We start from the raw sequence: 25,241 nt of genomic DNA on the forward strand, positions 1-25,241 counted from the left end.
CATGGAAACCCGAGCCCATCACATATTGATCGGCCTGTTCACTGTGATTGTGGTGGCAAGCGCCCTGCTCTTCGGTCTGTGGCTGGCCAAGTCCAGCGTCGACACCGAGTTCAAGGATTACGAGATCGTCTTCAACGAGGCGGTCAGCGGCCTGTCCAAGGGCAGCGCCGTGCAGTACAGCGGGATCAAGGTCGGCGATGTGGTGAGCTTGCGCCTGGACCCGAAAGACCCGCGTCGCGTGCTGGCGCGGATTCGCCTCGGCGGCGATACGCCGATCAAGGAAGACACCCAGGCCAAACTGGCGCTGACCGGGATCACCGGCACCTCGATCATCCAGCTCAGTGGCGGCACGCCGCAGAGCCCGACGCTCAAGGGCCACGACGGCAACTTGCCGACGATTGTGGCCTCGCCCTCGCCCATCGCCCGTTTGCTCAACGACAGCAACGACTTGATGGCCGGCGTGAACGTGTTGATGCACAACGCCAATCAGATGTTTTCGTCGGAGAACGTCGAGCGCATCAGCAAGACCCTCGAACACCTGGAACAAACCACCGGCACCATCGCCGATCAGCGCGGTGACATCCGTCAGGCGATGCAGCAACTCTCTGCCATCGGTAAACAAGCGACGGCGACGCTGGAACAGACCGCCGCCCTGATGCGCAACGCCAACGGCTTGCTCACCGATCAGGGCAAGCAGATGTTCGGCAGCGCCGAGCAAGCCATGAAGTCGCTGGAACAAAGCAGCGCAACCATCAACAAATTGCTCACCAACAACCAGGATTCGCTCAACAGCGGCATGCAAGGCCTCAATGGCCTGGCCCCGGCTGTACGTGAGTTGCGCGACACCCTGACCTCGTTGCGCGCCATCTCCCAGCGCCTGGAAGCCAACCCGAGCGGTTACTTGCTGGGCAATGACAAGAACAAGGAGTTCACGCCATGAAGCTGACTCACATCGCCCTCCTCGGCGTTTTTACGCTGACCAGCGCCTGCTCGATCCTGCCCAAGTCCGAACCGTCCGACGTCTATCGGTTGCCTTCGGTCCAGGGCAGCGTTTCGGGCAGTTATGGCACGGCGCAACGCTGGTCACTGCGCCTCACCAAACCGCAGGCCAGCGAGGCGTTGAACAGTCCGCAAATCGCCGTGATACCGCAAGGCGACCTGATCAGCAGCTACAAGGCTTCACGCTGGAGCGATCCGGCGCCGGTGCTGCTGCGCAATCGTCTGCTCGATGGTTTCCAGCGTGATGGCCGGGTGCCGTTGTTGAGCACCGATGACAGCAATTTCCAGGCGGATCTGGAGTTGGGCGGGAGTTTGCAAGCGTTCCAGACTGAATACCAAGGCACAGCGGCGAGTGTCGTTGTGCGTCTGGATGCGTTGCTGGTGCGTGGTTACGACCAGCGCATTCTCGCCAGCCGCCGCTTCGAAGTGCGTCAGCCGCTGAGCGATGTGAAGGTGCCAGCGGTGGTGGCCGGGTTTGGCCTGGCGAGCGATCAGCTGACGGCGCAGGTGGTGGATTGGGCGGTTGAGCAAGGACAGAAAGTCGCGCCGCCACCACGACCGTAAGCCGACGCAATCCCCCCTGTAGGAGCGAGCCTGCTCGCGATGGACGTCAACGATGACGCGGGCATTCTGGAAGAGCGCGGTGCTCCTGCCACCATCGCGAGCAGGCTCGCTCCTACAGGGGGTATTTGGTTAGCCGAAGAACCAGTAGCAGACACCAATGGCGCCGAGTACCCCGGCCAGCTCCGCCAGCAACGCACACCCCACCGCATGCCGTGCCCGCTGAATCCCCACCGCGCCGAAGTACACGGCCAGCACATAGAACGTCGTTTCCGTACTGCCCTGAATCGTCGCCGCTACCAAGGCAGGGAAGCTGTCTACCCCGGACGTCTTCATGGTTTCGATCAGCATCGCCCGCGCGGCGCTACCGGAGAACGGCTTGACCATCGCTGTCGGCAGCGCGTCGACGAAACGCGTGTCCCAACCGGCCCATTCCACCAGGTGCCGAATCCCGTCGAGGCCGAAATCCAGCGCACCGGACGCCCGAAGTACACCGACGGCACAGAGCATTGCCACCAGATACGGCAGCAGATTCTTCGCCACGTCGAAGCCTTCTTTCGCACCTTCGACGAAGGCCTCGTAGACCTTCACTTTGCGCAGCGCGCCGATCACCAGGAACAGCATGATTATCCCGAAGAGCGTCAGATTGCCGAGGATCGACGACAAACTGGCTAGCGCGGTGGCCGAGAGCGTTGCCAGCAACGCCATGAAACTACCAAGGATCAGGGCACCGGGAATCATATAGGCCAGCACTACCGGGTCCCAGACGCGCAGGCGTTGCATGAACGCGACAGCCAGGAAGCCGACGATGGTCGAACAACTGGTGGCCAGCAGGATCGGCAGGAACACCAGCGTCGGATCCGGCGCGCCTTGCTGCGCGCGGTACATGAAGATCGTCACCGGCAACAGGGTCAGGGAGGAGGCGTTGAGCACCAGGAACAGGATCTGCGCGTTGCTGGCAATGGTGTCGCTGGGGTTGAGCTCTTGCAGCGCCTTCATGGCTTTAAGGCCGATCGGCGTAGCGGCGTTGTCCAGGCCCAGGCCGTTGGCGGCGAAGTTCAGGGTGATCAGGCCGATGGCGGGGTGACCGGCCGGCACTTCTGGCATCAGACGCAGGAACAACGGGCCCAGCGCTCTGGCCAGCCACTCGACGATCCCGGCTTTTTCGGCGATCCGCAGAAAACCCAGCCAGAGGGTGAGGGTGCCGAACAGCAGGACCATGACCTCGACCGACAACTTGGCCATGGCGAAAATGCTTTCCACCATCGCCGCGAAGATCCCGGCATTACCGCCGATCAGCCACTGCGCTAGCGCCGACACGGCCGCCACAATGAAGAAGCCAAGCCAAAGGCCATTGAGCATCAGTAAATCCCCCGAAGAATGCGGCGAATGATAGCGGGGTAGCCAGAAACGACAAACCCCGGATTTCTCCGGGGTTCATATAAACGCCACATCTTTGTAGGAGCCGGCTTGCTGGCGATCCGGACACCGCGGTTTATCAGACATACCGCGTTATCGTTCATCGCCAGCAAGCCGGCTCCTACAGGGTCAGTTGCTGGACACTTCGCCGGCAGGCAGCTTTTCCTTGCTGCGCCAGTGCGGCAGGGAGTTCCAGTAGCGCTGGCCCTTGGCGTCGTCGTACATGCCTTCCCAACGGGCGATGACCAACACAGCCAGGGCGTTGCCGATCACGTTCAGCGCAGTACGCGCCATGTCCATGATGCGGTCGACACCGGCGATGAACGCCAGGCCTTCCAGCGGGATGCCCACGCTGCCCAAGGTTGCCAGCAGCACCACGAAGGACACGCCCGGAACGCCGGCGATGCCTTTGGAGGTGACCATCAGGGTCAGTACCAGCAGCAATTGCTGGCTGATCGACAGGTCGATGCCGTAGAGCTGGGCAATGAAGATTGCCGCGATGCTTTGATACAAGGTCGAACCGTCAAGGTTGAACGAGTAACCGGTCGGTACCACGAAGCTGCAAATGGCTTTCGGTGCGCCGTAGGCTTCCATCTTCTCGATCACACGCGGCAGCACGGTTTCGGAGGAGGCGGTGGAGTAGGCCAGCACCAGCTCATCCTTGAAGATGCGCATCAGCTTGATCACCGAGAAACCGAACAGGCGAGCGATCAGGCCCAGCACCACGAAGGCGAAGAAGGCGATGGCGACGTAAACCAGGATCACCAGTTTGGCCAGCGGCAGCAGGGACGCGAAGCCGAAGTTGGCCACGGTCACCGCGATCAGTGCGAACACGCCGATCGGGGCGTAGTTCATGATCATGTGGGTGACCTTGAACATGCTTTCCGACACGCCCTGGAACATCGTTACCAGCGGGTCGCGCAACTCGGGCTTGAGGCTCGACAGACCTAGACCGAACAGCACCGAGAAGAAGATGATCGGCAGCATTTCGCCGCGGGCCATGGCCGCGAAGATGTTGGATGGGATCAGGTTGAGGATGGTTTCGATGAACGCGTGTTCATGCTGTACCTCGGCGGCGGTCGCCTGGTACTTGGAAATATCCACGGTACCCAGGGTGCTCATGTCGATGCCGGCACCCGGGTGGAACAGGTTGGCGAGCAGCAGGCCAACGACGATGGCGATGGTGGTGACGACTTCGAAGTAGATGATCGTCTTGAGGCCGATGCTGCCGAGCTTCTTCGCGTCACCGACGCCCGCAATACCGACGACCAACGACGAGATCACGATCGGGATCACGATCATCTTGATCAGACGGATAAAGATATCGCCTGCTGGTTGCAGAACGTTGCTGATCCACCAAGCCTTTTCGGCACTGAAATGGTTGAGCAGCGCACCGATTGCAATCCCCAATACCAGACCGATGAGGATCTGCCAGGCGAGGCTAAGCTTTGCCTTCTTCATATCTTTACCCTTACTTGCGTTTGACTCAGGCAGATGCGGGAACTGGAACGCTTTTGGCGAAAAAGTCTTGTGCATCTGCCCCCGTATAAGGTGCCCCGGAGCGAGTATTTATGGCTCTCTGGCAGGCGAAAAAAGGCGCAACTATTCCGATGCAAGGATGCGACGTCTAATGCCGTAAACGCCTACCCTATGCCGAATCGGCATGAGGTTTTTTTACTGAAAGCGACGTCGCAAACGGTTCGAATATGACATTTCGGCAGGCATATGTGCCGCGAACCGGCCATCTCCGGCTAGTCTGGGTGTTTTTTGATCAGTTGTGCGGGAGGGTTTTTTCAGAAAAATCCGAGAGTAAGAGGCGAGAAATCGCTGCGAATTCAGGCGGTTTTTTCTCGATGTACGGTCACGTAAAAAACACCGGGAAAGTATTTTCCGGTGATTGTTCGTGCGAATCAGAGGGTAGAGCAGCGAAACCGAATGGATCGCTCTATTTCAGAGGTTTGCGCGCAAGCTCTTCGCAAGTCCATCGAACCGCGCAGGGTCGACGAACTTGCGTCGCAGCTTTTTCCTGACCCGGCCCTTTCGCAGGTACTCCCTGTACCCGTAGGTCACTCCGCCCCTGAAACAGGCAGAACGTCCCGACCCCTTGGTCATGCGTCTACCTTCCTCAGGTAGCGCATTGGAGAGAAGCAATGCTGCTTCTTTCGTGTGACAAATTCAGTACCAGCCAGGATCTTTCTTCAGTTGTTTTCTTCACCGCGCCTTGCCCCCATCGCGATGGCACTGCCGCCCAGGAGCTGGGCGGCTGCCAACGTTTTGGGTGAAACGCTCATCTTCAACCTCGACCGCGACGGCCAAAGAAGAACGAAGCAATGAACATCACCAGGAACACGACAAAGAGAATCTTGGCGATACCCGTGGCGGTGCCCGCGATACCACCGAAGCCCAGTACTGCAGCGATGATGGCAATGATCAAGAATGTGATTGCCCAGCTCAACATGGTGATTCTCCTTACGCTTCTATTTAGAGAGGCTACTTGTGATGCGTTTCCCGGCGCCGCGAGCGCGCCAAGTTCGTGTGTCTAGAACACCCAACGTTCCTGATGTGTCAGCTCGTCCGCAGGCTGAGCCTGGTCGACATCCATCATTCGCATCGGGACGCTGTCAGCGAAGCTGCTGCTGACGGCGCTGAAGTGGGTTTGGGGCGGATGCTGAATCGACACGCGTGGCGCTTCTTGCTGCTGGCTCTGCTCCCAACGCTGAAACTGCTGGCCGCCGATCAAGGTGATCAGGAGCGCCAGAACAGCAAACAGGCCTTGCTGGATATGCAGTGGCGAGATACGCAATTGGGCGGCATGTTGGCGATTCATCCTGAAGCTCCTCCCACTCTGTGGTGATCTTGTTATGGGCCACGTTTCTGAATGCCCTGGTTAATCAGGTTGTTGCAGCCTGCATGCCAGCTTTTAACGATGATAAATACCAATAAAATCAGATAGTTATGATTTTCATGAAAATCATGTCGGACGCATCCTGCACGATGGCTCTTCCACAGTCGTGCGTAATGCACGATGGATTTGTAGGAACTTTCATTTTTTTTGAATTGCGGGGAGGGCGCGGATGTCACAAGGAAAGATGGGGAATCAACTGAAAACCGGCTATCTGATAAAAAAACAACAAAATCAGGTGATTAGCCGTAGGGTGAGGGGCGAGCTACCCTGCTGTAGCCGGAATCGACCAGAATCAACCATGCAACTTGCCCGATTATTCCGGGACTAAACCAAGATCATTCTTTAAGGAGCGTAGGAAAATGGAATCAGCCACTGAGCATCAAGGCCGCATTCTGCTGGTGGATGACGAATCCGCCATCCTGCGAACGTTCCGATACTGCCTCGAAGATGAAGGTTACAGCGTCGCCACCGCCAACAGCGCGGCGCAGGCCGATGCACTGCTGCAACGCCAGGTTTTCGACCTGTGCTTCCTCGATTTGCGCCTCGGCGAGGACAATGGCCTCGACGTGTTGGCGCAGATGCGCATTCAGGCGCCGTGGATGCGCGTGGTGATTGTCACCGCACATTCGGCTGTGGACACCGCGGTGGATGCCATTCAGGCCGGCGCCGCTGATTATCTGGTCAAACCGTGCAGCCCTGATCAATTGCGCCTTGCCACCGCCAAGCAACTGGAAGTGCGGCAACTGTCGGCCCGTCTGGAGGCGCTGGAAGGTGAAGTGCGCAAACCCAAGGACGGTCTGGATTCCCACAGCCCGGCGATGAAAGTGGTGCTTGAAACCGCCCGCCAGGTGGCCAGCACGGATGCCAACATCCTGATCCTCGGCGAGTCCGGTACCGGTAAGGGTGAACTGTCCCAGGCCATTCACGGCTGGAGCAAGCGTGCGAAAAAATCCTGCGTCACCATCAACTGCCCATCGCTGACCGCCGAACTGATGGAAAGCGAGTTGTTCGGTCACAGCCGTGGCGCGTTCACCGGCGCCAGTGAAAGCACGCTCGGACGAGTGAACCAGGCTGACGGCGGAACGCTGTTTCTCGACGAGATCGGCGATTTTCCCCTGACATTGCAGCCAAAGTTGCTGCGATTCATCCAGGACAAGGAATATGAACGCGTCGGCGATCCGGTCACCCGCCGCGCCGATGTGCGAATCCTTGCGGCCACCAACCTCAATCTTGAAGACATGGTCCGCGACGGTCGTTTCCGTGAAGATTTGCTCTATCGCCTGAACGTCATCACCTTGCACCTGCCGCCGCTGCGCGAACGGCGGGAAGATATTCTGAACCTGGCTGAGCGTTTTCTGGCCCGGTTCGTCAAGGAATACGCACGTCCGGCGCGGGTTTTCAGTGACGAAGCCCGTGAAGCGCTGCTCAGCTATCGCTGGCCCGGGAACATCCGTGAGCTGCGCAACGTGGTCGAGCGGGCGAGCATTATTTGTCCACAGGAACGGGTTGAAATCAGCCACTTGGGCATGGCCGAAACCCCCGTCAACAATGCGCCACGCATCGGCGCTGCGCTGAGCCTGGATGAACTGGAGAAGGCCCACATCGGCGCGGTCCTCGCCACCGCCGACACCCTGGATCAGGCCGCCAAGACGCTCGGGATCGACGCTTCGACGCTCTACCGCAAACGCAAGCAGTACAACTTGTGAGCCCTGCGCGATGAAACTGGCGATGAAGTTGCGTACTCGGCTTTTTCTGAGTATTTCCGCGTTGATCACCGTGGCGCTGCTGGGACTTTTGCTCGGTCTGGTCAGCGTGATGCAGATGGCGGGAACCCAGGAAGCGCTGATTCGCAACAACTTCGTCACCCTGGATCTGGGCCTGAAGATGCGCCAGACCCTGGGCGATCAACTGATCCTCATGCTGGGCGAAAAATCGGATCCAGCGGCGTTTGAAACGTCCAGGCTGCATTATCTTCAGTTGGTGGATGAAGGCATCGCCCATGAGCAGAATCAAGAGAACGGCCAACACGGTTTCAGGCAGGCCAAGGACGATTACCTGCGGTTTCTTCAGGCGCTGGACCAGGCACACGATCCGTCCCATGTACTGAGTGGCAACGAAGACCTCGCCGAAAAACTCAACGTGTTGCGCAACGGGCTGATTACCGAGCAAAAGCGAGCGCTGGATACCATCAATGAAACGCAACGTCAGGCGCGGGAACGAGCGCTGCTGATTGCCGGCCTGCTCGGTCTGGTCGGGTTGGCGGTGCTGATCATCGGTTTCGTCACCGCTCATGCGATCGCACGTCGTTTCGGCGAACCGATCGAGGCGTTGGCTCAGGCCGCCGACAATATCGGCCAAGGCAATTTCGAGGTAACCCTGCCGATTTCCTCGGCAGTGGAAATGAATCTGCTGACCAAGCGTTTCGGGATCATGGCCGAGGCTCTGCGTCAGCACCAGGCCACTAATATCGACGAATTGCTCGCCGGCCAGCAGCGTTTGCAGGCGGTGCTCGACAGCATTGATGACGGGCTGCTGATGATCGACCGCGACGGCCATCTCGAACACCTCAACCCGGTGGCGCAGCGCCAGTTGGGTTGGGACACCGACCGTCTCGGCCAGGGGCTGGGCACAGCGCTCGAACGACCCGAGCTGGATCAACAGCTGCAACTGGTACTGCGTGGCGGCACGCTGGAACGGGCGCCGGACGACCTGAGTATCGAGGTCGATGGCGAGTCGCGGTTGCTCACGTACAGCCTGACACCGGTCAGTCATACGCAGGGTCATATTCTGGGCGCAGTAATGGTGTTGCATGACGTCACTGAGCAGCGCGCTTTCGAGCGTGTGCGCAGCGAGTTTGTGTTGCGCGCTTCCCATGAGCTGCGAACGCCGGTCACGGGAATGCACATGGCATTCGGCCTGTTCCGTGAGCGCGCGCATTTTGCGCAGGACTCGCGAGAAGCGGACCTGCTGGACACCGTCAATGAAGAGATGCAGCGTTTGATGCAACTGATCAACGACTTGCTGAACTTCTCCCGCTACCAGAACGGACTGCAGAAACTCTCACTGGCGCCGTGTTCCATCGAGGCGCTGCTGGAGCAGGCCCGGTCGCGGTTCGCTGAAACAGCACAAGAGAAGGGCATCAACCTGCTGGTGGAGGTGCAAGGTCCGTTACCGTGGTTGCAGGCCGATCAACCGCAACTGGACCGTGTGCTCGACAACCTGATCGACAACGCCTTGCGCCATACCGGCCCAGACGGCCAGATACGCTTGCAGGCGCGGCGTCATGGGGAGCGGGTGATCATCAGCGTCGAGGACAATGGCGAGGGCATCGCCTACGGCCAGCAGGGGCGGATCTTCGAGCCTTTTGTGCAGGTCGGGCGCAAGAAGGGTGGTGCGGGGCTCGGCCTGGCGTTATGCAAGGAAATCGTGCAGTTGCACGGTGGGCGGATGGGGGTTTATTCGCGTCCGGGGCAGGGCACGCAGTTCTACATGGCTTTGGCGGTTTAACGCGCGATTACGCTTCGTCATCCAGGCGTCGGCCGGCCAGTCGCCGACCCCGGGTTATCAGCTCGATGAACTGTACGGCGCTCAATGCATGGGCGAACAACCAGCCCTGACCGAACTTCACCCCTTCACTGCTCAAGAATGCGGCTTGGGCTTCATGTTCGATGCCTTCGGCAATCACCTTCAGGTGCAGCGACTGGGCCATGTGAATGATGTGCGGCGCCACGCCACTGCTGGCGGCGTCATGCCCCAGCGCATCGATGAACGCCTTGTCGATTTTCAGGCAGTCCACCGGCAGGGTTTGCAGATAGGCGAGGCTGCAATAGCCGGTGCCAAAGTCATCGATCAATACCTGATGCCCGACATCGCGCAAGGCCTGCAGATTTTCCCGGGCCACCACCACGTCAATCAATCCCCGTTCAGTCACCTCAAAGGCAATCTGCTTGGCTGCGACCCGGTGCAAGGTCAGCAGGCGCGCCATCACCTGACCGATTCGCGGCACCATGACATCGCACGCTGCGAGGTTGACCGAGATGTACAGTTGCGGATTGGCCCGCAACAACTGCCCCAATTGCTCCAGCAGGCGTTGCAGGACGAAGTCGGTCATCTGCCGGATCTGGCCGGTGTTCTCCGCCATCGGAATGAACAGGTCGGGGCTGGTCAGGGTGCCGTCCGGCCGGCGCCAGCGCAGCAAGGCTTCGGCTCCGACGCAGTTGCGGCTGTCGAGGTCGAAGATCGGTTGATACAACACCTGCAACTCGCCACGTCGTATCGCACCGCTCAATTCGGCGTCCAGCGACTGCCGCTGACGCACCAGCAGAAACACCATGAAGCCCACCAGTACTCCCAATGCCAGGCTGGCCGGCACCAGCCACCACCAGGCGGTGGGCGCATTCACGGCGGTGCGCGGGGTGATCAGCACCAATTGGTATTCGGGGCTTTTGGTCGGCATGAGGTAAATCAAGCGAGTCGGGGTGACTTGCAAGGCTTCGCTGCTTTTCGGTGGCCAAGGCACGGTCGGTGGCCAGGCTTGCGGGGAGCCCAGCACCGGAATCGCGCGGGTGCCGTTGTCGAGTATCACCAAAAGACTGCTGCCCGGCGACAGGTCGACCATGTCGGTCAAATGTCCGCGAGAGGTCGCGACTCGGAAGTTGCCCCGTCCGAGCATGAGTGCGGCGCGGTTTTCATCAGGTTCGGTGGTGGTGTTCAGCCAATAACTGTAAGTGGGATCTTGAATGTCCGGTGCTCGTGACAGCGACAGTCCTTCCTGGCTCGGTCGGTTGGAGCAGATCTTCGAGGCATCCATATACGCGGCCTCGTAAACGAAGCGGTAATTGAAGGTGACCTGCTGCAAAGTGGCGATCATGTCTTTGTCGCAGGTTCGCAGCGGTTGGGCCTCCAGATCATCGAGGCCTTCGCGCAGTTGCCCGAACAACTGCTCCAGGCGCGAAAGGAATCGCTCGCCTTGCGCGTTCATTTCCAGGCTTTCGTTCTGCTCGATCTGATGAATGGCCACGAACAGGCTGAGCGCCAATAGCAACACGCTGCTCAGGGCGGCCGCCAGCATCGCCAAAAACCACGGGCGATAGAACCAGCTACGAAGCGTCTCTCGAGCAGCAGGCATATGGGAATATCCGAAGAATTACCAATGAGTTATAGCTGCTGATTGGGAAAAAGCCCGCACCGTCGGGCGGGCGTCATTATTTTGTCTGATTCAACACCTGGAGAAGTGCAGCTGTCTGCGCATCCGGCATGCCGTCGAAGCGCGACGGCCGGAAATGCATTTGAAAGGCGCCGATCACGTGACGCGTTGCCACATCCAGCTCGCCGGTTTGCGGCGTGGCATAACCGAGGCGGGCCAACTGCGCCTGAAACCAGCTGACGCTCGGCAGTTTCGAGTCGAACTGCACTTGTTGCCGCGTCACGGCCTGCTCGTCTGGCCAAACACCAAGGCCTTCGGCGGCAAGGCGCTTCCAGGGGAAAAGCGGCCCCGGGTCCAGCTTGCGAAACGGCGCGATGTCGCTATGGCCGATAATGCTGCGAGGGCTGATGGCGTGACGTTTGCTGATGTCTTTTAGCAAGACGATCAAGGACTGAACCTGAGCTTCGCTGTAGGGATACCAGTAACGCTCTCCGGTCGGGAGTTCCTTGAATCCTGGATTGACGATTTCAATGCCGATGGAGCTGGAATTCAACCAGGTCCGACCCTGCCACTCGCTCTCTCCGGCGTGCCATGCCCGTTGGTTTTCGTCCATCAACTTATAGATAGTGGCGTTTTTGTCGTCGCCGATCAGGTAATGGCTGCTGACTTCGCCGTGGGTCAGCAGTTGCAACGAGCGTTCCAGCGATGCCGAGGTGTAATGCACCACCACGAATTGAACGCGGCTGTCGTGATTGGCCGAAGGATGGCTGGTGTCGAACCGAGGTCCGCTGGCACAGCCGGCCAACAGGATCAGCGACACGAAGAGGGTGAAAAATTTCATGGTAGAGGCAGTACGCGCAAGACAGTAATGCAACAGTGTAACGTACTGCCTTGCGCGAGAATGGTCGGCGCGAGCTTTTAAACAAAATGGAACAATTGGCTGTCAGCCCAGTTCCACTCGGTTACGCCCGGCATGTTTTGCGCGATACAGCGCCTGATCGGCTCTTTTAAGCACCAGATCGCTGTGTTCGCCGGGTTTGAGCGCTGTCAGTCCCATGGAAATGGTGATGGTCACCGGCTCGCTTTTGAAATGGAACGGGCAGGCTTCGACCGCCGCTCGCAAGCTTTCCAACAGTTTTGCGCCGACGGCCGGCACCGTACCGGGCATTAACAGGACAAATTCTTCTCCGCCAAAGCGTGCAATGAAATCTGTCCCGCGCAGGCGCTTGCGCAGCACCGTGGCGATGATTTTCAGCACTTTGTCGCCCGCCAGATGACCATAGTTATCGTTGATGCGTTTGAAATGGTCGAGGTCGAGCATGGCCAGCAGAAGGGTGTTGCCGTGCTGCTGCCACTGATGGATTTCGTGGTCGAGCCGCTCGCTCCAGGCCGCACGGTTCGGTAGCCCGGTCAGCGGGTCGATCAAGGCTTTCTGGCGCTGCTCTTCGAGATGTTCACGATAACCCTGGGCTTCCTGCTCCATGTGCGCCACCCGTTCGGCCAGGCCTTTCAGGCGGGCGGCCACTTCCTGTTCGCGTTCGTCGCGCTGCTTCTGGTGTTGGTCCATGGTGCCCAACAGGCCTTCGAGGTGGTTCTCCAGCACATGCTTGAGGTCGTCCAGGTCGGCGGCTTCCTGCATGCTGCTCTGCAAGCCGTCGACTTGTTCGCGGATCTGCGTGTCCATTTGCCGTGCGGCAGATTGGTTGTCGGCATGGCCATCGCTGGCGGCTTGCAAGTTGCTCTGGAACGACTCGAGGCGTTCGTTGAGTTGCTGCAAATAAACTTCGAACTCGTGCTGTCCGCTGTTGTTGATCGCCAGCATCAAAGTTGCCAGATCGTCGAGGATCGGCAGCAATTCGTACCAGTTCAAACCGTTTTGCAGGCGATCACGCATCGCTTCGGCTTGTGGGCGGTAGCGTTCGGGCAGCGACAGGTCGTCGAGCAGGCCCAGTAGCGTGTCTTCGATGTGCTTGGCCACCGAGCTGTAGGACGGTTCGGGCGAGTCCGGAAGGGCGTAGAGAATATCGTGTTCAGGTTGTTCCGGATCAGTGGCGGCCAGCGCCTGGGTCACGGCCGAGGGCATGGGCAAGCTGTCGAGAAGCACCACCGGGGTGAGTTCGTCGGGATTGCCAGGCGGTTGAGCCTCGACAACCGGTGTCATCGCGGCGGGTGTCGGTTGCTCCGGTTGTTGAGCCTGCGGCTGGGCCGGTGTTTCCACGTCGGGCAGTGGCTGAGGCTCAACAACTGGCGGGACAAACGCCACGACGGCAGGCGGCGGGGCGTCTGTCGGCGTCTCGATCACCGGCGGCTCGGGTGCGGCCGCGGGTGTGTCAGGCACGGTTACTGGTGGCTCAGCGGCGACTGGCGCGGATTCGACGGTGACTTGCGGCGACTCGGCAGGCAAAGCAGCAATGGCTTCTACAGGCGCTGGAGCGGACGCCTGGGCCTGCGGAGCCGCAGCTTCCGGAGTGGCTTCATCCGCTTCACGACTGCCGAACAGTCGTTGCAGCAAGCCCGGACGACCGGGTTCTGTCGGGGTCTCCAGCTGATTCAAGGCTTTGCCTTGCAGGCCGCTCAGTTCGCTGAGCAGCAACGGGATCTCGCGCGCCTGGCTGACGCGTCCGTCCAGGGTTTTGGCAAAGTTCTTGAGTGGCCGGCTCACTTCCCGGGGCAACGGCAACGTTTGCAGTTGCGTTACCAGCGAGGTCAGCGCGGCACTGGTCTGATTGACTCGGGTTTCGCGACGCTGTTCGGAGTCGAGTACGGCTTTTTCCAGTCGCGGAAGCAGCGCCGCCAGGCCCGCATCCATGTCATTGGTGCGGATGACCTCGCGCATTTCTTTCATGCACTGGTCAACAGCGCGGTCAGTGCCCTCGGCCGCCAGCGTACTGCGCACCAACCCGCGCCGCAGCAAGTCGAGCCGGGCGTCCCAGCGACGCTCGAGTTTTTCCTGTTGTTCGATGCTTTTGAGGTATTTCTCTTTCCAGCGCTGTGCTTCGTCGCTCATTCAGGGGTTCCGCGAGGGGCAGGACTCAACGCGGGGAATGCATCGGCCGTGAGCGAACCCGGCAGACGAATTTCTACCGCGACCGGCAGGTGATCGGAAATGGGTTGAGCCAGCACTTCGACCTTTTCCAGCGTCAGGGTCGGGCTCAGCAGAATGTGGTCCAGGCAGCGCTGCGGGCGCCAGCTGGGGAAGGTCGCTTCCAGTTGCGGCGCCAGCAGGCCGAGGTCGCGCAACGGGGAGTTTTGCAGCAGATCACTGGCATGAGTGTTCATGTCACCCATCAGCACCTGGTGTTTATAGCCGCCAATCAACTCGCGGATGTAAGCCAGTTGCATGCTGCGGGTGCGTGCGCCCAGCGCCAGATGCATCATGACCACCACCAGCGATTCCGGACCTTCGCCGAAGCGCACCAGGATCGCCCCGCGACCCTTGGGCCCCGGTAGCGGGTGATCTTCAATCGCCCACGGGCGCAGGCGGCTGAGCACGCCATTGCTGTGCTGGCCGAGACGACCGAGGTTGCGATTGAGTTGTTGATACCAGTAGGGGAAGGCGCCGAGTTGCGCCAGGTGTTCCACTTGATTGACGTAGCCGGATCGCAGGCTGCCGCCATCGGCTTCCTGCAGTGCAACCAGATCGAAGTCGCCCAGCAGATTGCCGATTTTTTGCAGATTGTCGGCACGCCCGGTGTGCGGCAACAGATGTTGCCAGCCCCGGGTCAGGTAGTGCCGATACCGCTCGGTACTGATACCGACCTGGATATTGAAGCTGAGCAAGCGCAGACGGCTGTCTGCGGGCAGGCCCGTCGATTCCAGGTGATGCTCGTTGACCTGCGGATCATGCAGGCCAACGACGCGTTCAGTACCCCAGCGGCGCATGGCAGGCCTCGCGCTTAGTGGGCAACAGCCTTGATAGTCGCTCGCTCTTTGTCGACCAGTTTGTCGGCCAGTTGCAGCGCTTGCTCGGCACCGCCGGCAGAGCCCACGTCAAAGCGATACTTGCCGTTGACGATCATGGTTGGGACACCGGAGATTTCATATTTCTTGGCCAGTTCTTTGGCCTTGACGATCTGGCCTTTAATGGCGAAGGAATCGAAGGTCGCCAGGAACTTGTCCTTGTCTACGCCTTGAGTCGCCAGGAAGTCGGCCATGTCGTTTTTATCGGTCAGTTTTTTGTGTTCTTTCTGAATCGCGTTGAACACCGCAGCGTGAACCTTGCTCTCGACACCCATGGCTTCCAGGGTCAGGAACATCTGGCCGTGTGCGTCCCACGGGCCGCCGAACATTGCAGGAATACGCACGAAATTCACGTCGGACGGCAGCTTCTCAACCCAGGGATTGATCACTGGCTCGAACGCGTAGCAATGCGGGCAGCCGTACCAGAACAGCTCCACCACTTCGATCTTGCCAGGCACTGCAACCGGAACCGGATTGCTCAGTTCGACATAAGGGGCGGCGGGGGCTTCGGCGGCTTGTGCAGTCATGCCGAACAGGCTGGCAGCGACGAGTGCGGCGCTGATGATCAGATTACGCATGCTTTACTCCTGGACAATTTGGGTCGCCTCGCGCGACCTGTTTTCAGACAGGTCATGGCGGGCTTGAGTTCTGTAGTGTAACGGCAGCAGGCACAAAAAAGGGCGGCCTGAGCCACCCTTTTTATACTTGCTACGACGGATTAATAGAGCGTTAACGTTGCAGGAGATGTACGTCCCGCGCGGCGCCCGCTTCGCCGTCTTAGTGCAGGCCTTGAATGTAGCTGGACACCGCTGCGATGTCTTCGTCGCTCAGGCGTTTGGCAATGGTCTGCATGGTTTTGGTGTCGCCGTCGTTGTTGCGACCGCCTTCTTCCTTGCGGAAATCGGTCAGTTGCTTGGCGACGTATTGAGCGTGTTGGCCGCCCAGGTGCGGGAAACCGGCGGCGGCGTTGCCGGCACCATTAGGTGAGTGGCAGCCGGTGCAGGCTGGCAGGCCCTTGGCCAGGTCGCCACCACGGAACAGTGCTTCACCGCGAGCCACGACTTTCGGGTCGGCGGCGCCAACGCTGCCTTTCTGACTGGCGAAGTAGGCGGAGATATCAGCCAGGTCCTGATCGCTCAGGTTGGTCAGCAGGCCGGTCATTTCCAGAACGGTGCGCTTGCCCGACTTGATGTCGTGCAATTGCTTGGTCAGGTAGCGTTCACCTTGCCCCGCCAGTTTTGGAAAGTTTGGCGCCATGCTGTTGCCATCCGGGCCGTGGCAGGCGCCACATACGGCGGCTTTGGCCTGACCGGCTTTTGCATCACCCGGTTGTACTGCCTCACCTGCAGCATGGGCCATGCCGGAGATGCCCACGGTCAACAGCAGACTCACGATCAATTTGTTCATCAGCTAATCCAACTACGGCTAAGGGTTAAAGAGTTATGGACCGGGATCACTCGCTCATCCACTGGATGATGACTTGGTAATCCTCGGCACTGCAGTCCATGCACAAACCACGCGGCGGCATCGCCTTGAAACCCTGGGTCACGTGTTGCACCAGCGTCTCCATACCTTTCGCCAACCTCGGCGTCCAAGCTTCCTGATCGCCCTTTTTGGGCGCCATGGGTAGTTGGCCGGAATGACAGGCACCACAAACACGGTTGTACACAGCTTCCGGATCCTGTGTAGCCTGAGCGCTGTAAAGCGGTATCAAGACACCGGCAGCTAGCAGCCATTTCGTCATAAAACGACCTTTTCAGGGTTGAGAGCGTTCTGCGTTCTAATGCGCAATCAAGGTCAATCGCTCTCGTGAACTTCATCCTACGCTGGGACAAAGCGCACACAAAATCTGCGGCATTATATACTGGCGTCACTGAAACGGAAACGACACCGCTTGCCGCGTCCATTCCCGGCGCCGCCCACATCGGAAATCCCATGCAACTCAAGAACCCCATCCTCGGCCTGTGCCAACAGTCCACCTTCATGCTCAGCGCTGCCAAAGTCGACCAATGTCCCGACGACGAAGGCTTAGAAGTGGCCTTCGCCGGGCGTTCCAACGCCGGTAAATCCAGCGCTTTGAACACCCTGACGCATGCCAGCCTGGCGCGGACCTCGAAAACCCCGGGTCGCACGCAACTCTTGAACTTCTTCAAGCTAGACGATGATCGGCGTCTGGTCGACCTGCCGGGGTACGGTTACGCGAAAGTACCTATCCCGTTGAAGCTGCACTGGCAGCGTCACCTGGAAGCTTATCTGGGTGGTCGCGAGAGTTTGAAAGGTCTGATTCTGATGATGGACATCCGTCATCCAATGACCGACTTCGACCTGTTGATGCTCGACTGGGCCGTGGCCAGCGGCATGCCGATGCACATTCTGCTGACCAAAGCGGACAAATTGACCTACGGCGCAGCGAAGAACGTCCTGCTCAAGGTGCAGTCGGATATCCGTAAAGGTTGGGGCGATGCGATCACCATTCAGCTGTTCTCGGCGCCAAAACGCCTCGGTCTGGAAGAGGCCTACACAGTACTGGCAGGCTGGATGGAGCTGGCGGACAAGGGCGCTGAACCCGTCGAGCAATAAATCGCAGGCAAAAAAAACCCCGGACTTCTTATGGGGAGGGGGAAGTTCCGGGGTTCAAGTTCCGGACCGCTAGGGCGGGGTCCAGATTATCTGCCAACACTTAACACAACATAGGAGCATCGAAGGGCTTCACCAGCCATTCAGTAACTCTGAGTGGCGCTTCACAGGTTTAGTTCCGGTGTTTCCAAAACCATTTGAAATAAGCTGGATCGCTATCAGAAATAAGCCCCTTCATCGCGACACTATGCCGCAGCGAAATACCCTGTAGGAGCGAGCCTGCTCGCGATGGTCGTTAACGATAACGCGTTCATCCTGAATGAACGCGTTGCTTGTCAGCTCATCGCGAGCAGGCTCGCTCCTACAGTAGATCAGTGAGCCTCATCCCAGTTATTTCCTACGCCCACCTCGACCAGAAGCGGTACATCCAGCTTCGCAGCGCCGCTCATGTGCACGCGAATTTCCTCGCGAACCTGATCGACCAGGTCTTCACGCACCTCAAGCACCAATTCATCGTGCACCTGCAGGATGACTTTGGCGTCGAGGCCTGACGACGTCAGCCAGTTATCCACAGCCACCATGGCTTTCTTGATGATGTCTGCCGCAGTGCCTTGCATCGGCGCGTTGATCGCCGTGCGCTCGGCGCCTTTGCGCAGGGCCGGGTTTTTCGCGTTGATTTCCGGCAGGTACAGACGACGACCGAAGATGGTCTCGACAAAACCTTGCTCGGCCGCCTGGGCGCGGGTGCGCTCCATGTATTCCAGGACGCCTGGGTAACGGGCGAAATAACGGTCGATGTACGCCTGGGACTGTTTGCGGTCCACGCCGATCTGCTTGGCCAGGCCAAACGCGCTCATGCCGTAGATCAAACCAAAGTTGATGGCTTTGGCGCTACGACGCTGATCAGTGGTGACCTCTGCCAACTCGACGCCGAACACTTCGGCGGCCGTGGCTTTGTGCACGTCCAGGTCATTGCGGAAGGCGTGCAGCAAACCTTCGTCCTTGGCCAGGTGAGCCATGATGCGCAGTTCGATTTGCGAGTAGTCGGCGGCCAGCAGCTTGTAGCCTTTAGGCGCCACGAACGCCTGACGGATCCGCCGACCTTCGGCGGTGCGGATCGGAATGTTCTGCAGGTTCGGATCGCTGGACGACAAGCGGCCAGTCGCCGCGACAGCCTGATGATAAGACGTGTGAATCCGCCCGGTGCGCGGGTTGATTTGCTCCGGCAGGCGGTCGGTGTAGGTGCTCTTCAGTTTGCTCATCGAGCGGTACTGCATCAGCACTTTGGGCAGCGGGTAATCCTGCTCGGCCAGTTCCGCCAGCACCGCTTCGGCAGTGGACGCCTGCCCCTTGGCGGTTTTGCTGAGGATCGGCAAGCCGAGTTTTTCGTACAGGATCACGCCCAATTGCTTCGGCGAGCCGAGGTTGAATTCCTCACCGGCGATGGCAAACGCCTCGCGCTCCAGCGCGACCATCTTCTCGCCCAGTTCCACGCTCTGGATGCCCAGCAGGTTGGCGTCGACCAGCGCGCCCTGACGCTCGATCCGTGCGAGCACCGGCACCAGCGGCATTTCGATGTCGCTCAGGACTTTGCTCAGGCTCGGAATCGCGTTGAGCTTTTCCTGCAGGGTTTGATGCAGGCGCAGCGTTACGTCGGCGTCTTCGGCGGCGTACGGTCCTGCCAGTTCCAGGGAGATCTGGTCAAAGGTCAGCTGCTTGGCGCCTTTGCCGGCGATGTCCTGGAAGCTGGTGGTGGTGTGATTCAGGTACTTGAGCGCCAGGCTGTCCATGTCGTGACGGGTCGCGGTCGAGTCCAGTACGTAGGATTCGAGCATGGTGTCGAAGGCGATGCCTTGCACGGTGATGCCGCAGCTCTGATCGCCACCGATGGCGCAGTTGGCCAGGATGTTCATGTCGAACTTGGCGTGCTGGCCGACCTTGAGTTTTTTCGGGTCTTCCAGGATCGGTTTCAGCGCGCGCAGCACGGTGTCGCGATCCAGCTGATCCGGTACGCCCATGTAGGAATGGGTCAGTGGAATGTAGGCCGCTTCGTTGGCCTGTACGGCGAACGACAGGCCGACCAGTTGCGCCTGCTGCGCATCGATGCCGGTGGTTTCGGTATCGAAGGCGATCAGCTTGGCGTCGTTGAGCTTCTTCAGCCACAGGTCGAAATCGGCCTGGGTGAGGATCGTGGTGTATTTGAGCTCGCTCTCGACGGCGGCTTCCTCAGCCACCGGCGCGGTGACTTCCTGACCGGAGCGCTTGGCGTCGCGCTGGTTTTCTTCAAACCAGCTTTTGAACTCGAGCAGGGTGTAGAGCTCGGCGAGCTTGTCGTGATCCGGCTTGCCCATTTGCAGATCATCAAGGCCGATGTCCAGCGGCACGTCGATCTTGATCGTCGCCAACTGATAGGAGAGGAAGGCCATGTCCTTGTGCTCTTCGAGCTTGGCCGGCAGGGTTTTCGCACCGCGAATCGGCAGGGTCGGGACGATGTCGAGCTGTGCGTACAGCTCGGTCAGGCCGCCGTTTACGCCTACGAGCAGGCCGGAAGCCGTCTTCGGACCAATGCCCGGAACGCCCGGGATGTTGTCGGAAGAATCGCCCATCAGTGCCAGATAATCGATGATCTGCTCGGGAGCGACGCCGAATTTCTCCTTCACGCCCTCCACGTCCATGCTGCTACCGGTCATGGTGTTGACCAAGGTAATGTGGCCGTCGACCAGTTGCGCCATGTCCTTGTCGCCGGTGGAGATGATCACCGGGCGGTCGGCTGCTGCGCTGCTGCGAGCCAGGGTGCCGATCACGTCATCGGCCTCGACGCCTTCGACGCACAGCAGCGGGAAGCCCAGTGCGATCACGCTTTGGTGCAACGGCTCGATCTGTACGCGCATGTCGTCGGGCATGCTCGGGCGATTGGCCTTGTATTCGGCGTACATGTCATCGCGAAACGTCCCACCCTTGGCGTCGAACACCACGGCGAACGGACTGTCCGGGTACTGCTTGCGCAGACTCTTGAGCATGTTCAGCACGCCTTTGACCGCTCCGGTCGGCAGACCTTTGGAAGTGGTCAGCGGCGGCAGGGCGTGAAAGGCGCGGTACAGGTAAGAAGAACCGTCCACCAGGACGAGGGGGGCTTGGCTCATGAGCAGGATCAACCTTTTCGGCGGGTCCGGCGCTAGAATAGCGGGACCGTTGACGACAAAGGGACAAGGTTATCATGCGCACACTAAATCGCCTGTTGCTGGCTGGCTTGTTTGCAATTGCACCATTGGCCGTGATGGCGGCGGATGACGCACCTTCGCCAGACCCGGATGTCACGATCCGCACGGAAGGGGATAAAACCATTCAGGAATATCGGCAAAATGGTTTTTTGTATGCCATCAAGGTCACGCCGAAAGGTGGCAAACCTTATTTCCTGGTGCGCGCGGATGGCTCGGAAGGTAACTTCATTCGCTCGGACTACCCGGATATGCTGATCCCGGCGTGGGAAATATTTAAGTGGTAAGTCGTCCTTAATTTTAATCGGTGCCGCCATTTGCGGCGCCCGTACTGGCAGTTAAAACATGTCTGTGTTCACCCCGCTGGCTCGGCCTGAGCTGGAAACCTTTCTCGCCCCTTACGGGCTCGGCCGCCTGCTTGATTTTCAGGGGATTGCTGCCGGTAGCGAAAACACCAACTTCTTTATCAGCCTGGAGCAGGGCGAATTTGTCCTGACCCTGGTCGAGCGCGGTCCGGTTCAGGAGATGCCGTTCTTCATCGAGCTGCTGGACGTGCTGCATGAAGCCGACCTGCCGGTGCCTTACGCCTTGCGCACCACCGATGGCGTCGCCCTGCGCGAACTGGCCGGCAAGCCTGCGCTGCTGCAACCGCGTCTGGCGGGCAAGCACATCAAGGAAGCCAATGCGCAACATTGCGCTCAGGTGGGCGAATTGCTCGGCCATCTGCACCTGGCGACCCAAGCCAACATGATCAAGCGCAAAACCGATCGCGGCCTGGACTGGATGCTGGAAGAGGGCACGCAACTGCTGTCGCACCTGAATGCCGAGCAGAGTGATCTGCTGCAACGGGCGCTGGATGAAATCACACAGCAAAAAGAGAAAATTCTGGCGTTGCCACGGGCCAACATCCACGGGGATCTGTTCCGCGATAACGCGATGTTCGAAGGCACGCACCTGACCGGGTTGATCGACTTCTACAACGCGTGCTCGGGGCCGATGCTCTACGACGTGGCGATTGCCTTGAATGACTGGTGTTCGGATGACGACGGTCTGATTGACGGACCGCGGGCGCGGGCGTTGCTGGGGGCGTATGCAGCGTTGCGGCCGTTCACTGCTGCCGAGGCGGAGTTGTGGCCGACCATGCTGCGCGTGGCGTGTGTGCGATTCTGGCTGTCGCGGTTGATTGCCGCGGAGTCTTTCGCCGGGCAGGACGTGTTGATTCACGATCCGATGGAGTTTCAGTTGCGGTTGGCGCAGCGGCAGAAGGTCAACACCCCGTTGCCTTTCGCCCTCTAAAAAGCATCGCGAGCAGGCTCGCTCCCACAGTTATCTCAGTCGTTCACAGGATTTGTGTGCACAGGAGATCTAATGTGGGAGCGAGCCTGCTCGCGATTGGGATCGACACAAATGTCTGGATTACAACGACTCCAGACACCCCGCCAAATCATTCCCCAACTTCTCCAGCACCTGCTCATACCCCTGAGCAGTCGCCGGTGTGTACCCGCCCAGCGCATCCAGCTCCGCCAGTTTCACCGGCAAACCCGCCACCAGTGTTTCCGCCAGTCGCGGCCGCAACGGCGGCTCGCTGAACACACAGGTCTTGCCCACTTCCTGCAACCGCGTGCGCATTGCCGACACGTGCTGGGCGCCCGGCTGGACTTCGGCGGCGACGCTGAATACGCCCGCGTGCTTCAGACCGTAAGCCTCTTCGAAGTAGTCGAATGCTTCATGGAACACAAAGTACGGTTTGCCCGCGATGCCCGCCAGTCGTGCCTTCAAGCGCAGGTCCAGCGCGTCGAGACGTTCATCGAACGCCTTCAGATTGCTCTGATAGCGCGCTGCGTTGGCCGGATCGGCAGCGCTCAAATCAGCGGCCATTTTCGTCGCGATCACGCGAGCGTTGATCGGCGATAACCACAAATGCGCATCCAGGCTGCCCGGACGGTGATCGTGATCATGCTCGTCGGCTTCTTCGGCGTGGGAGTGACTGTCTTCGGCGAAACGACGCAATTTCAGCCCCGGCAGATCCTGCACGGCAACGCTCGGCAGCGTACGACCGTTCAGCACGCGAGGCAGGAAACCTTCCATGTCCGGTCCGATCCAGTAAACCAGATCCACCGATTGCACCTTCCGTACGTCGGACGGGCGCAACGCATAGTTATGCGGCGAAGCCCCCGGCGGCAGCAGCACTTCCGGAATCGCCACGCCGTCCTGCACCGCAGCGGCAATCAGCTGCAACGGCTTGATGCTGGTGAGGACTTTGACTTCGGCCTGAGCAGAACCGATCAACAGAAAACTGGCGACAAATGCGACAAAGATAGAAAAAAGTCGGGACACGATGACCACTCAAAGAGGCGAGAACGGGTAACATAATAACGTCTCTCACAAAACTCGTCGCCGCTCATGCCTAAAACACCGATTGCCAGCCGTCCCCACGACCACTCTCATTGCGTGCATAGCGCACTGTCTGAGGCCGATGCCCTGTGCGCTCGGCAAGGCCTGCGCCTGACTGCCTTGCGTCGGCGGGTGCTGGAACTGGTGTGGCAAAGCCATAAACCGCTGGGTGCCTACGACATTCTTGCGGTACTCAGCGAGCAGGACGGTCGCCGCGCTGCGCCGCCGACCGTGTACCGCGCGCTGGATTTCCTGCTGGAAAACGGCCTCGTGCACCGCATCTCCTCGCTGAACGCCTTCGTCGGCTGCAATCACCCGGAACACGCGCACCAGGGCCAGTTCCTGATCTGCCGCGAATGCCATGCCGCCATCGAGCTTGAACAAAAATCCATCAGCGACGCGATTATCACCAGCGCCAAGGATGTCGGGTTCGTTGTTGAAGGTCAGACGGTCGAAGTGGTCGGCCTCTGCTCGGGTTGCCAGGGGGCTTGATGAGCAACGCGTTGATCCGCCTTGAGCAGGTTGCCGTCACATTTGCCGGGCAAAGCGTGCTGGATAACATTGAGCTGAGCGTCGAGCCGGGGCAGATCGTCACCCTGATCGGCCCCAATGGCGCCGGCAAGACCACCCTTGTGCGGGCGGTGCTCGGTCTGTTGAAGCCGGACAGCGGCAGCGTGTGGCGCAAGCCGAAACTGCGCGTTGGCTACATGCCGCAAAAACTTCACGTCGATCCGACGCTGCCGCTGTCGGTGCTGCGCTTTCTGCGTCTGGTGCCCGGCGTGGACCGTGCTCGTGCCTTGGCAGCCCTCAAGGAGGTCGGCGCCGAACAGGTGATCGACAGCCCGGTGCAAAGTGTTTCCGGCGGTGAAATGCAGCGCGTGCTGCTGGCTCGGGCGCTATTGCGCGAGCCGGAACTGCTGGTCCTTGATGAGCCGGTGCAAGGCGTCGACGTAGCGGGGCAGGCCGAACTCTATAGCCTGATTACCCGTCTGCGTGATCGTCACGGCTGCGGCGTGTTGATGGTTTCCCACGATTTGCATCTGGTCATGAGCACCACCGATCAAGTGGTCTGCCTCAACCGTCACGTCTGCTGTTCCGGCCATCCCGAGCAAGTCAGCGGCGATCCCGCTTTCGTCGAGCTGTTCGGAAAGAACGCACAAAGCCTGGCGATTTATCACCACCATCACGACCACGCCCATGATCTGCATGGTTCGGTCGTGAGCGCGGCCCCGTCGGCCCAACCTCACGTTCACGGAGATAGCTGCAAGCATGGCTGATTTTCTGCTTTACGCCCTGCTTGCAGGTCTGGCTCTGGCGCTGGTGGCGGGCCCGTTGGGTTCGTTCGTGGTCTGGCGGCGCATGGCCTATTTCGGCGACACCTTGTCCCACGCCGCCTTGCTCGGCGTGGCGTTGGGCTTCCTGCTGGATGTCAGTCCGACGGTGGCGGTCACCGTCGGCTGTTTGCTGTTGGCCGTGTTGCTGGTGACGTTGCAACAGCGTCAGCCGCTGGCGTCCGACACGCTTTTGGGAATTCTCGCACCGAGCACGCTCTCTTTGGGCCTTGTCGTACTAAGCTTCATGCACGAAGTGCGGATCGACCTGATGGCCTATCTGTTCGGCGACTTGCTGGCGATCAGCCCGACCGATCTGGCCTGGATTCTCGGTGGCAGCGCCGCTGTCATGGCCTTGCTGGTGACATTGTGGCGGCCATTGCTGGCGATCACGGTGCATGAAGAGCTGGCGAGGGTGGAAGGTCTGCCCGTGCCAGCGCTGCGCTTGACCTTGATGTTGCTGATCGCCGTGGTGATCGCGGTGGCGATGAAAATCGTCGGTGTGTTGCTGATTACGTCGCTGTTGATCATCCCTGCGGCTGCGGCACAACGTCACGCCAAGTCGCCGGAACAGATGGCGCTGGGCGCGAGCCTGTTGGGCATGCTCGCCGTGTGTGGCGGGTTGGCGTTGTCCTGGTTCAAGGACACCCCGGCGGGCCCATCGATTGTTGTGACGGCCGCCGCACTGTTTCTGCTGAGTTTTGTCCTGCCCCGTCGAGGGGTGTAGACTT

23 protein-coding genes are annotated in these 25,241 nt (G+C 59.7%); 10 read left to right on the forward strand and 13 right to left on the reverse strand.

What is annotated here, in order from left to right; translation table 11 throughout:
• The first annotated feature begins 1 nt into the window (after position 1).
• Both PMI32_RS18995 and PMI32_RS18990 read left to right on the forward strand, forming a co-directional pair.
• A complete protein-coding gene (locus PMI32_RS18995; RefSeq protein WP_008027629.1) occupies positions 2-940 on the forward strand; it encodes an MlaD family protein in 939 nt (312 codons plus the stop codon).
• Positions 937-1,563, forward strand: coding sequence for an ABC-type transport auxiliary lipoprotein family protein (locus PMI32_RS18990; protein ID WP_008027631.1), 627 nt, complete (start codon positions 937-939; stop codon positions 1,561-1,563). The genes PMI32_RS18995 and PMI32_RS18990 overlap by 4 nt, the downstream gene beginning before the upstream one ends.
• Before the next feature lie 129 nt (positions 1,564-1,692).
• On the opposite strand, the gene PMI32_RS18985 is transcribed toward PMI32_RS18990, so the two are convergent.
• The 4 genes from PMI32_RS18985 to PMI32_RS18970 all read right to left on the reverse strand — a co-directional run bounded on the left by PMI32_RS18985 (position 1,693) and on the right by PMI32_RS18970 (position 5,806).
• Positions 1,693-2,922, reverse strand: a complete 1,230-nt coding sequence (locus PMI32_RS18985; RefSeq protein WP_008027633.1) for a spore maturation protein — start codon at positions 2,920-2,922, stop codon at positions 1,693-1,695.
• A 186-nt stretch (positions 2,923-3,108) separates the two neighbouring features.
• A complete protein-coding gene (gene gltP / locus PMI32_RS18980; protein ID WP_008027636.1) occupies positions 3,109-4,440 on the reverse strand; it encodes a glutamate/aspartate:proton symporter GltP in 1,332 nt (443 codons plus the stop codon).
• A gap of 832 nt (positions 4,441-5,272) precedes the next feature.
• Positions 5,273-5,437, reverse strand: coding sequence for a DUF1328 domain-containing protein (locus PMI32_RS29675; RefSeq protein ID WP_003177151.1), 165 nt, complete (start codon positions 5,435-5,437; stop codon positions 5,273-5,275).
• 81 nt (positions 5,438-5,518) lie between these two features.
• Complete coding sequence (locus tag PMI32_RS18970; RefSeq protein WP_008027638.1) at positions 5,519-5,806, reverse strand: hypothetical protein; 288 nt, start codon at positions 5,804-5,806, stop codon at positions 5,519-5,521.
• Between the two features lie 437 nt (positions 5,807-6,243).
• Here PMI32_RS18970 and algB point away from each other — a divergent pair, with 437 nt between their 5' ends.
• Together algB and PMI32_RS18960 are read left to right on the forward strand one after the other, a co-directional pair.
• Complete coding sequence (gene algB / locus PMI32_RS18965) at positions 6,244-7,590, forward strand: sigma-54-dependent response regulator transcription factor AlgB (protein WP_008027640.1); 1,347 nt, start codon at positions 6,244-6,246, stop codon at positions 7,588-7,590.
• Between the two features lie 10 nt (positions 7,591-7,600).
• The gene (locus PMI32_RS18960) at positions 7,601-9,391 is read left to right on the forward strand and encodes an ATP-binding protein (RefSeq protein ID WP_008027642.1); all 1,791 of its coding nucleotides are present in this window, start codon (positions 7,601-7,603) and stop codon (positions 9,389-9,391) included.
• 7 nt (positions 9,392-9,398) lie between these two features.
• Here the strand turns inward: PMI32_RS18960 and PMI32_RS18955 are convergent, their stop codons facing one another.
• From PMI32_RS18955 to PMI32_RS18925, 7 genes are all read right to left on the reverse strand, one after another.
• A complete protein-coding gene (locus tag PMI32_RS18955) occupies positions 9,399-11,012 on the reverse strand; it encodes an EAL domain-containing protein (protein WP_008027643.1) in 1,614 nt (537 codons plus the stop codon).
• Between the two features lie 76 nt (positions 11,013-11,088).
• Complete coding sequence (locus tag PMI32_RS18950; RefSeq protein ID WP_008027647.1) at positions 11,089-11,871, reverse strand: N-acetylmuramoyl-L-alanine amidase; 783 nt, start codon at positions 11,869-11,871, stop codon at positions 11,089-11,091.
• 102 nt (positions 11,872-11,973) lie between these two features.
• Entirely contained in the window at positions 11,974-14,037 is a 2,064-nt protein-coding gene (locus PMI32_RS18945; protein WP_008027649.1) for a GGDEF domain-containing protein, read from the reverse strand.
• A complete protein-coding gene (locus PMI32_RS18940; RefSeq protein ID WP_008027651.1) occupies positions 14,034-14,912 on the reverse strand; it encodes an endonuclease/exonuclease/phosphatase family protein in 879 nt (292 codons plus the stop codon). Before PMI32_RS18940 ends, PMI32_RS18945 begins: the two co-directional genes overlap by 4 nt.
• 14 nt (positions 14,913-14,926) lie before the next feature.
• A complete protein-coding gene (gene dsbA, locus PMI32_RS18935) occupies positions 14,927-15,568 on the reverse strand; it encodes a thiol:disulfide interchange protein DsbA (RefSeq protein WP_008027653.1) in 642 nt (213 codons plus the stop codon).
• A 199-nt stretch (positions 15,569-15,767) separates the two neighbouring features.
• A complete protein-coding gene (locus tag PMI32_RS18930) occupies positions 15,768-16,397 on the reverse strand; it encodes a c-type cytochrome (RefSeq protein ID WP_008027656.1) in 630 nt (209 codons plus the stop codon).
• A 46-nt stretch (positions 16,398-16,443) separates the two neighbouring features.
• The gene (locus PMI32_RS18925) at positions 16,444-16,734 is read right to left on the reverse strand and encodes a c-type cytochrome (protein ID WP_008027657.1); all 291 of its coding nucleotides are present in this window, start codon (positions 16,732-16,734) and stop codon (positions 16,444-16,446) included.
• Between the two features lie 191 nt (positions 16,735-16,925).
• On the opposite strand from PMI32_RS18925, the gene yihA reads away from it, so the two are divergent.
• On the forward strand, positions 16,926-17,570 hold the full coding sequence (gene yihA / locus PMI32_RS18920) for a ribosome biogenesis GTP-binding protein YihA/YsxC (protein ID WP_008027659.1): 645 nt from the start codon (positions 16,926-16,928) through the stop codon (positions 17,568-17,570).
• Positions 17,571-17,938: 368 nt separating this feature from the next.
• On the opposite strand, the gene polA is transcribed toward yihA, so the two are convergent.
• A complete protein-coding gene (gene polA, locus PMI32_RS18915; RefSeq protein ID WP_008027661.1) occupies positions 17,939-20,710 on the reverse strand; it encodes a DNA polymerase I in 2,772 nt (923 codons plus the stop codon).
• Between the two features lie 74 nt (positions 20,711-20,784).
• Here polA and PMI32_RS18910 point away from each other — a divergent pair, with 74 nt between their 5' ends.
• Positions 20,785-21,072: a DUF2782 domain-containing protein gene (locus PMI32_RS18910; protein ID WP_008027663.1), complete on the forward strand. Its 288-nt coding sequence runs from the start codon at positions 20,785-20,787 to the stop codon at positions 21,070-21,072.
• A gap of 58 nt (positions 21,073-21,130) precedes the next feature.
• Positions 21,131-22,081 carry a homoserine kinase gene (locus PMI32_RS18905; protein WP_008027665.1) on the forward strand — a complete coding sequence of 317 codons (951 nt, stop codon included), beginning with the start codon at positions 21,131-21,133 and terminating at the stop codon, positions 22,079-22,081.
• A gap of 120 nt (positions 22,082-22,201) precedes the next feature.
• Here the strand turns inward: PMI32_RS18905 and PMI32_RS18900 are convergent, their stop codons facing one another.
• The gene (locus tag PMI32_RS18900; protein WP_008027667.1) at positions 22,202-23,122 is read right to left on the reverse strand and encodes a zinc ABC transporter substrate-binding protein ZnuA; all 921 of its coding nucleotides are present in this window, start codon (positions 23,120-23,122) and stop codon (positions 22,202-22,204) included.
• A 66-nt stretch (positions 23,123-23,188) separates the two neighbouring features.
• On the opposite strand from PMI32_RS18900, the gene zur reads away from it, so the two are divergent.
• From zur to znuB, 3 genes are read left to right on the forward strand one after another with little or no spacing between them, the layout of a single operon-like run.
• Positions 23,189-23,671: a zinc uptake transcriptional repressor Zur gene (gene zur / locus PMI32_RS18895; protein ID WP_008027669.1), complete on the forward strand. Its 483-nt coding sequence runs from the start codon at positions 23,189-23,191 to the stop codon at positions 23,669-23,671.
• Complete coding sequence (znuC, locus tag PMI32_RS18890) at positions 23,671-24,456, forward strand: zinc ABC transporter ATP-binding protein ZnuC (RefSeq protein ID WP_008027671.1); 786 nt, start codon at positions 23,671-23,673, stop codon at positions 24,454-24,456. Before zur ends, znuC begins: the two co-directional genes overlap by 1 nt.
• Positions 24,449-25,237, forward strand: coding sequence for a zinc ABC transporter permease subunit ZnuB (znuB, locus tag PMI32_RS18885; protein WP_008027673.1), 789 nt, complete (start codon positions 24,449-24,451; stop codon positions 25,235-25,237). The genes znuC and znuB overlap by 8 nt, the downstream gene beginning before the upstream one ends.
• The last annotated feature ends 4 nt before the right edge of the window (positions 25,238-25,241 follow it).

Origin of the sequence: Pseudomonas sp. GM60, assembly GCF_000282415.1 — a bacterium.
Taxonomy (GTDB): Bacteria; Pseudomonadota; Gammaproteobacteria; order Pseudomonadales; family Pseudomonadaceae; genus Aquipseudomonas; species Aquipseudomonas migulae.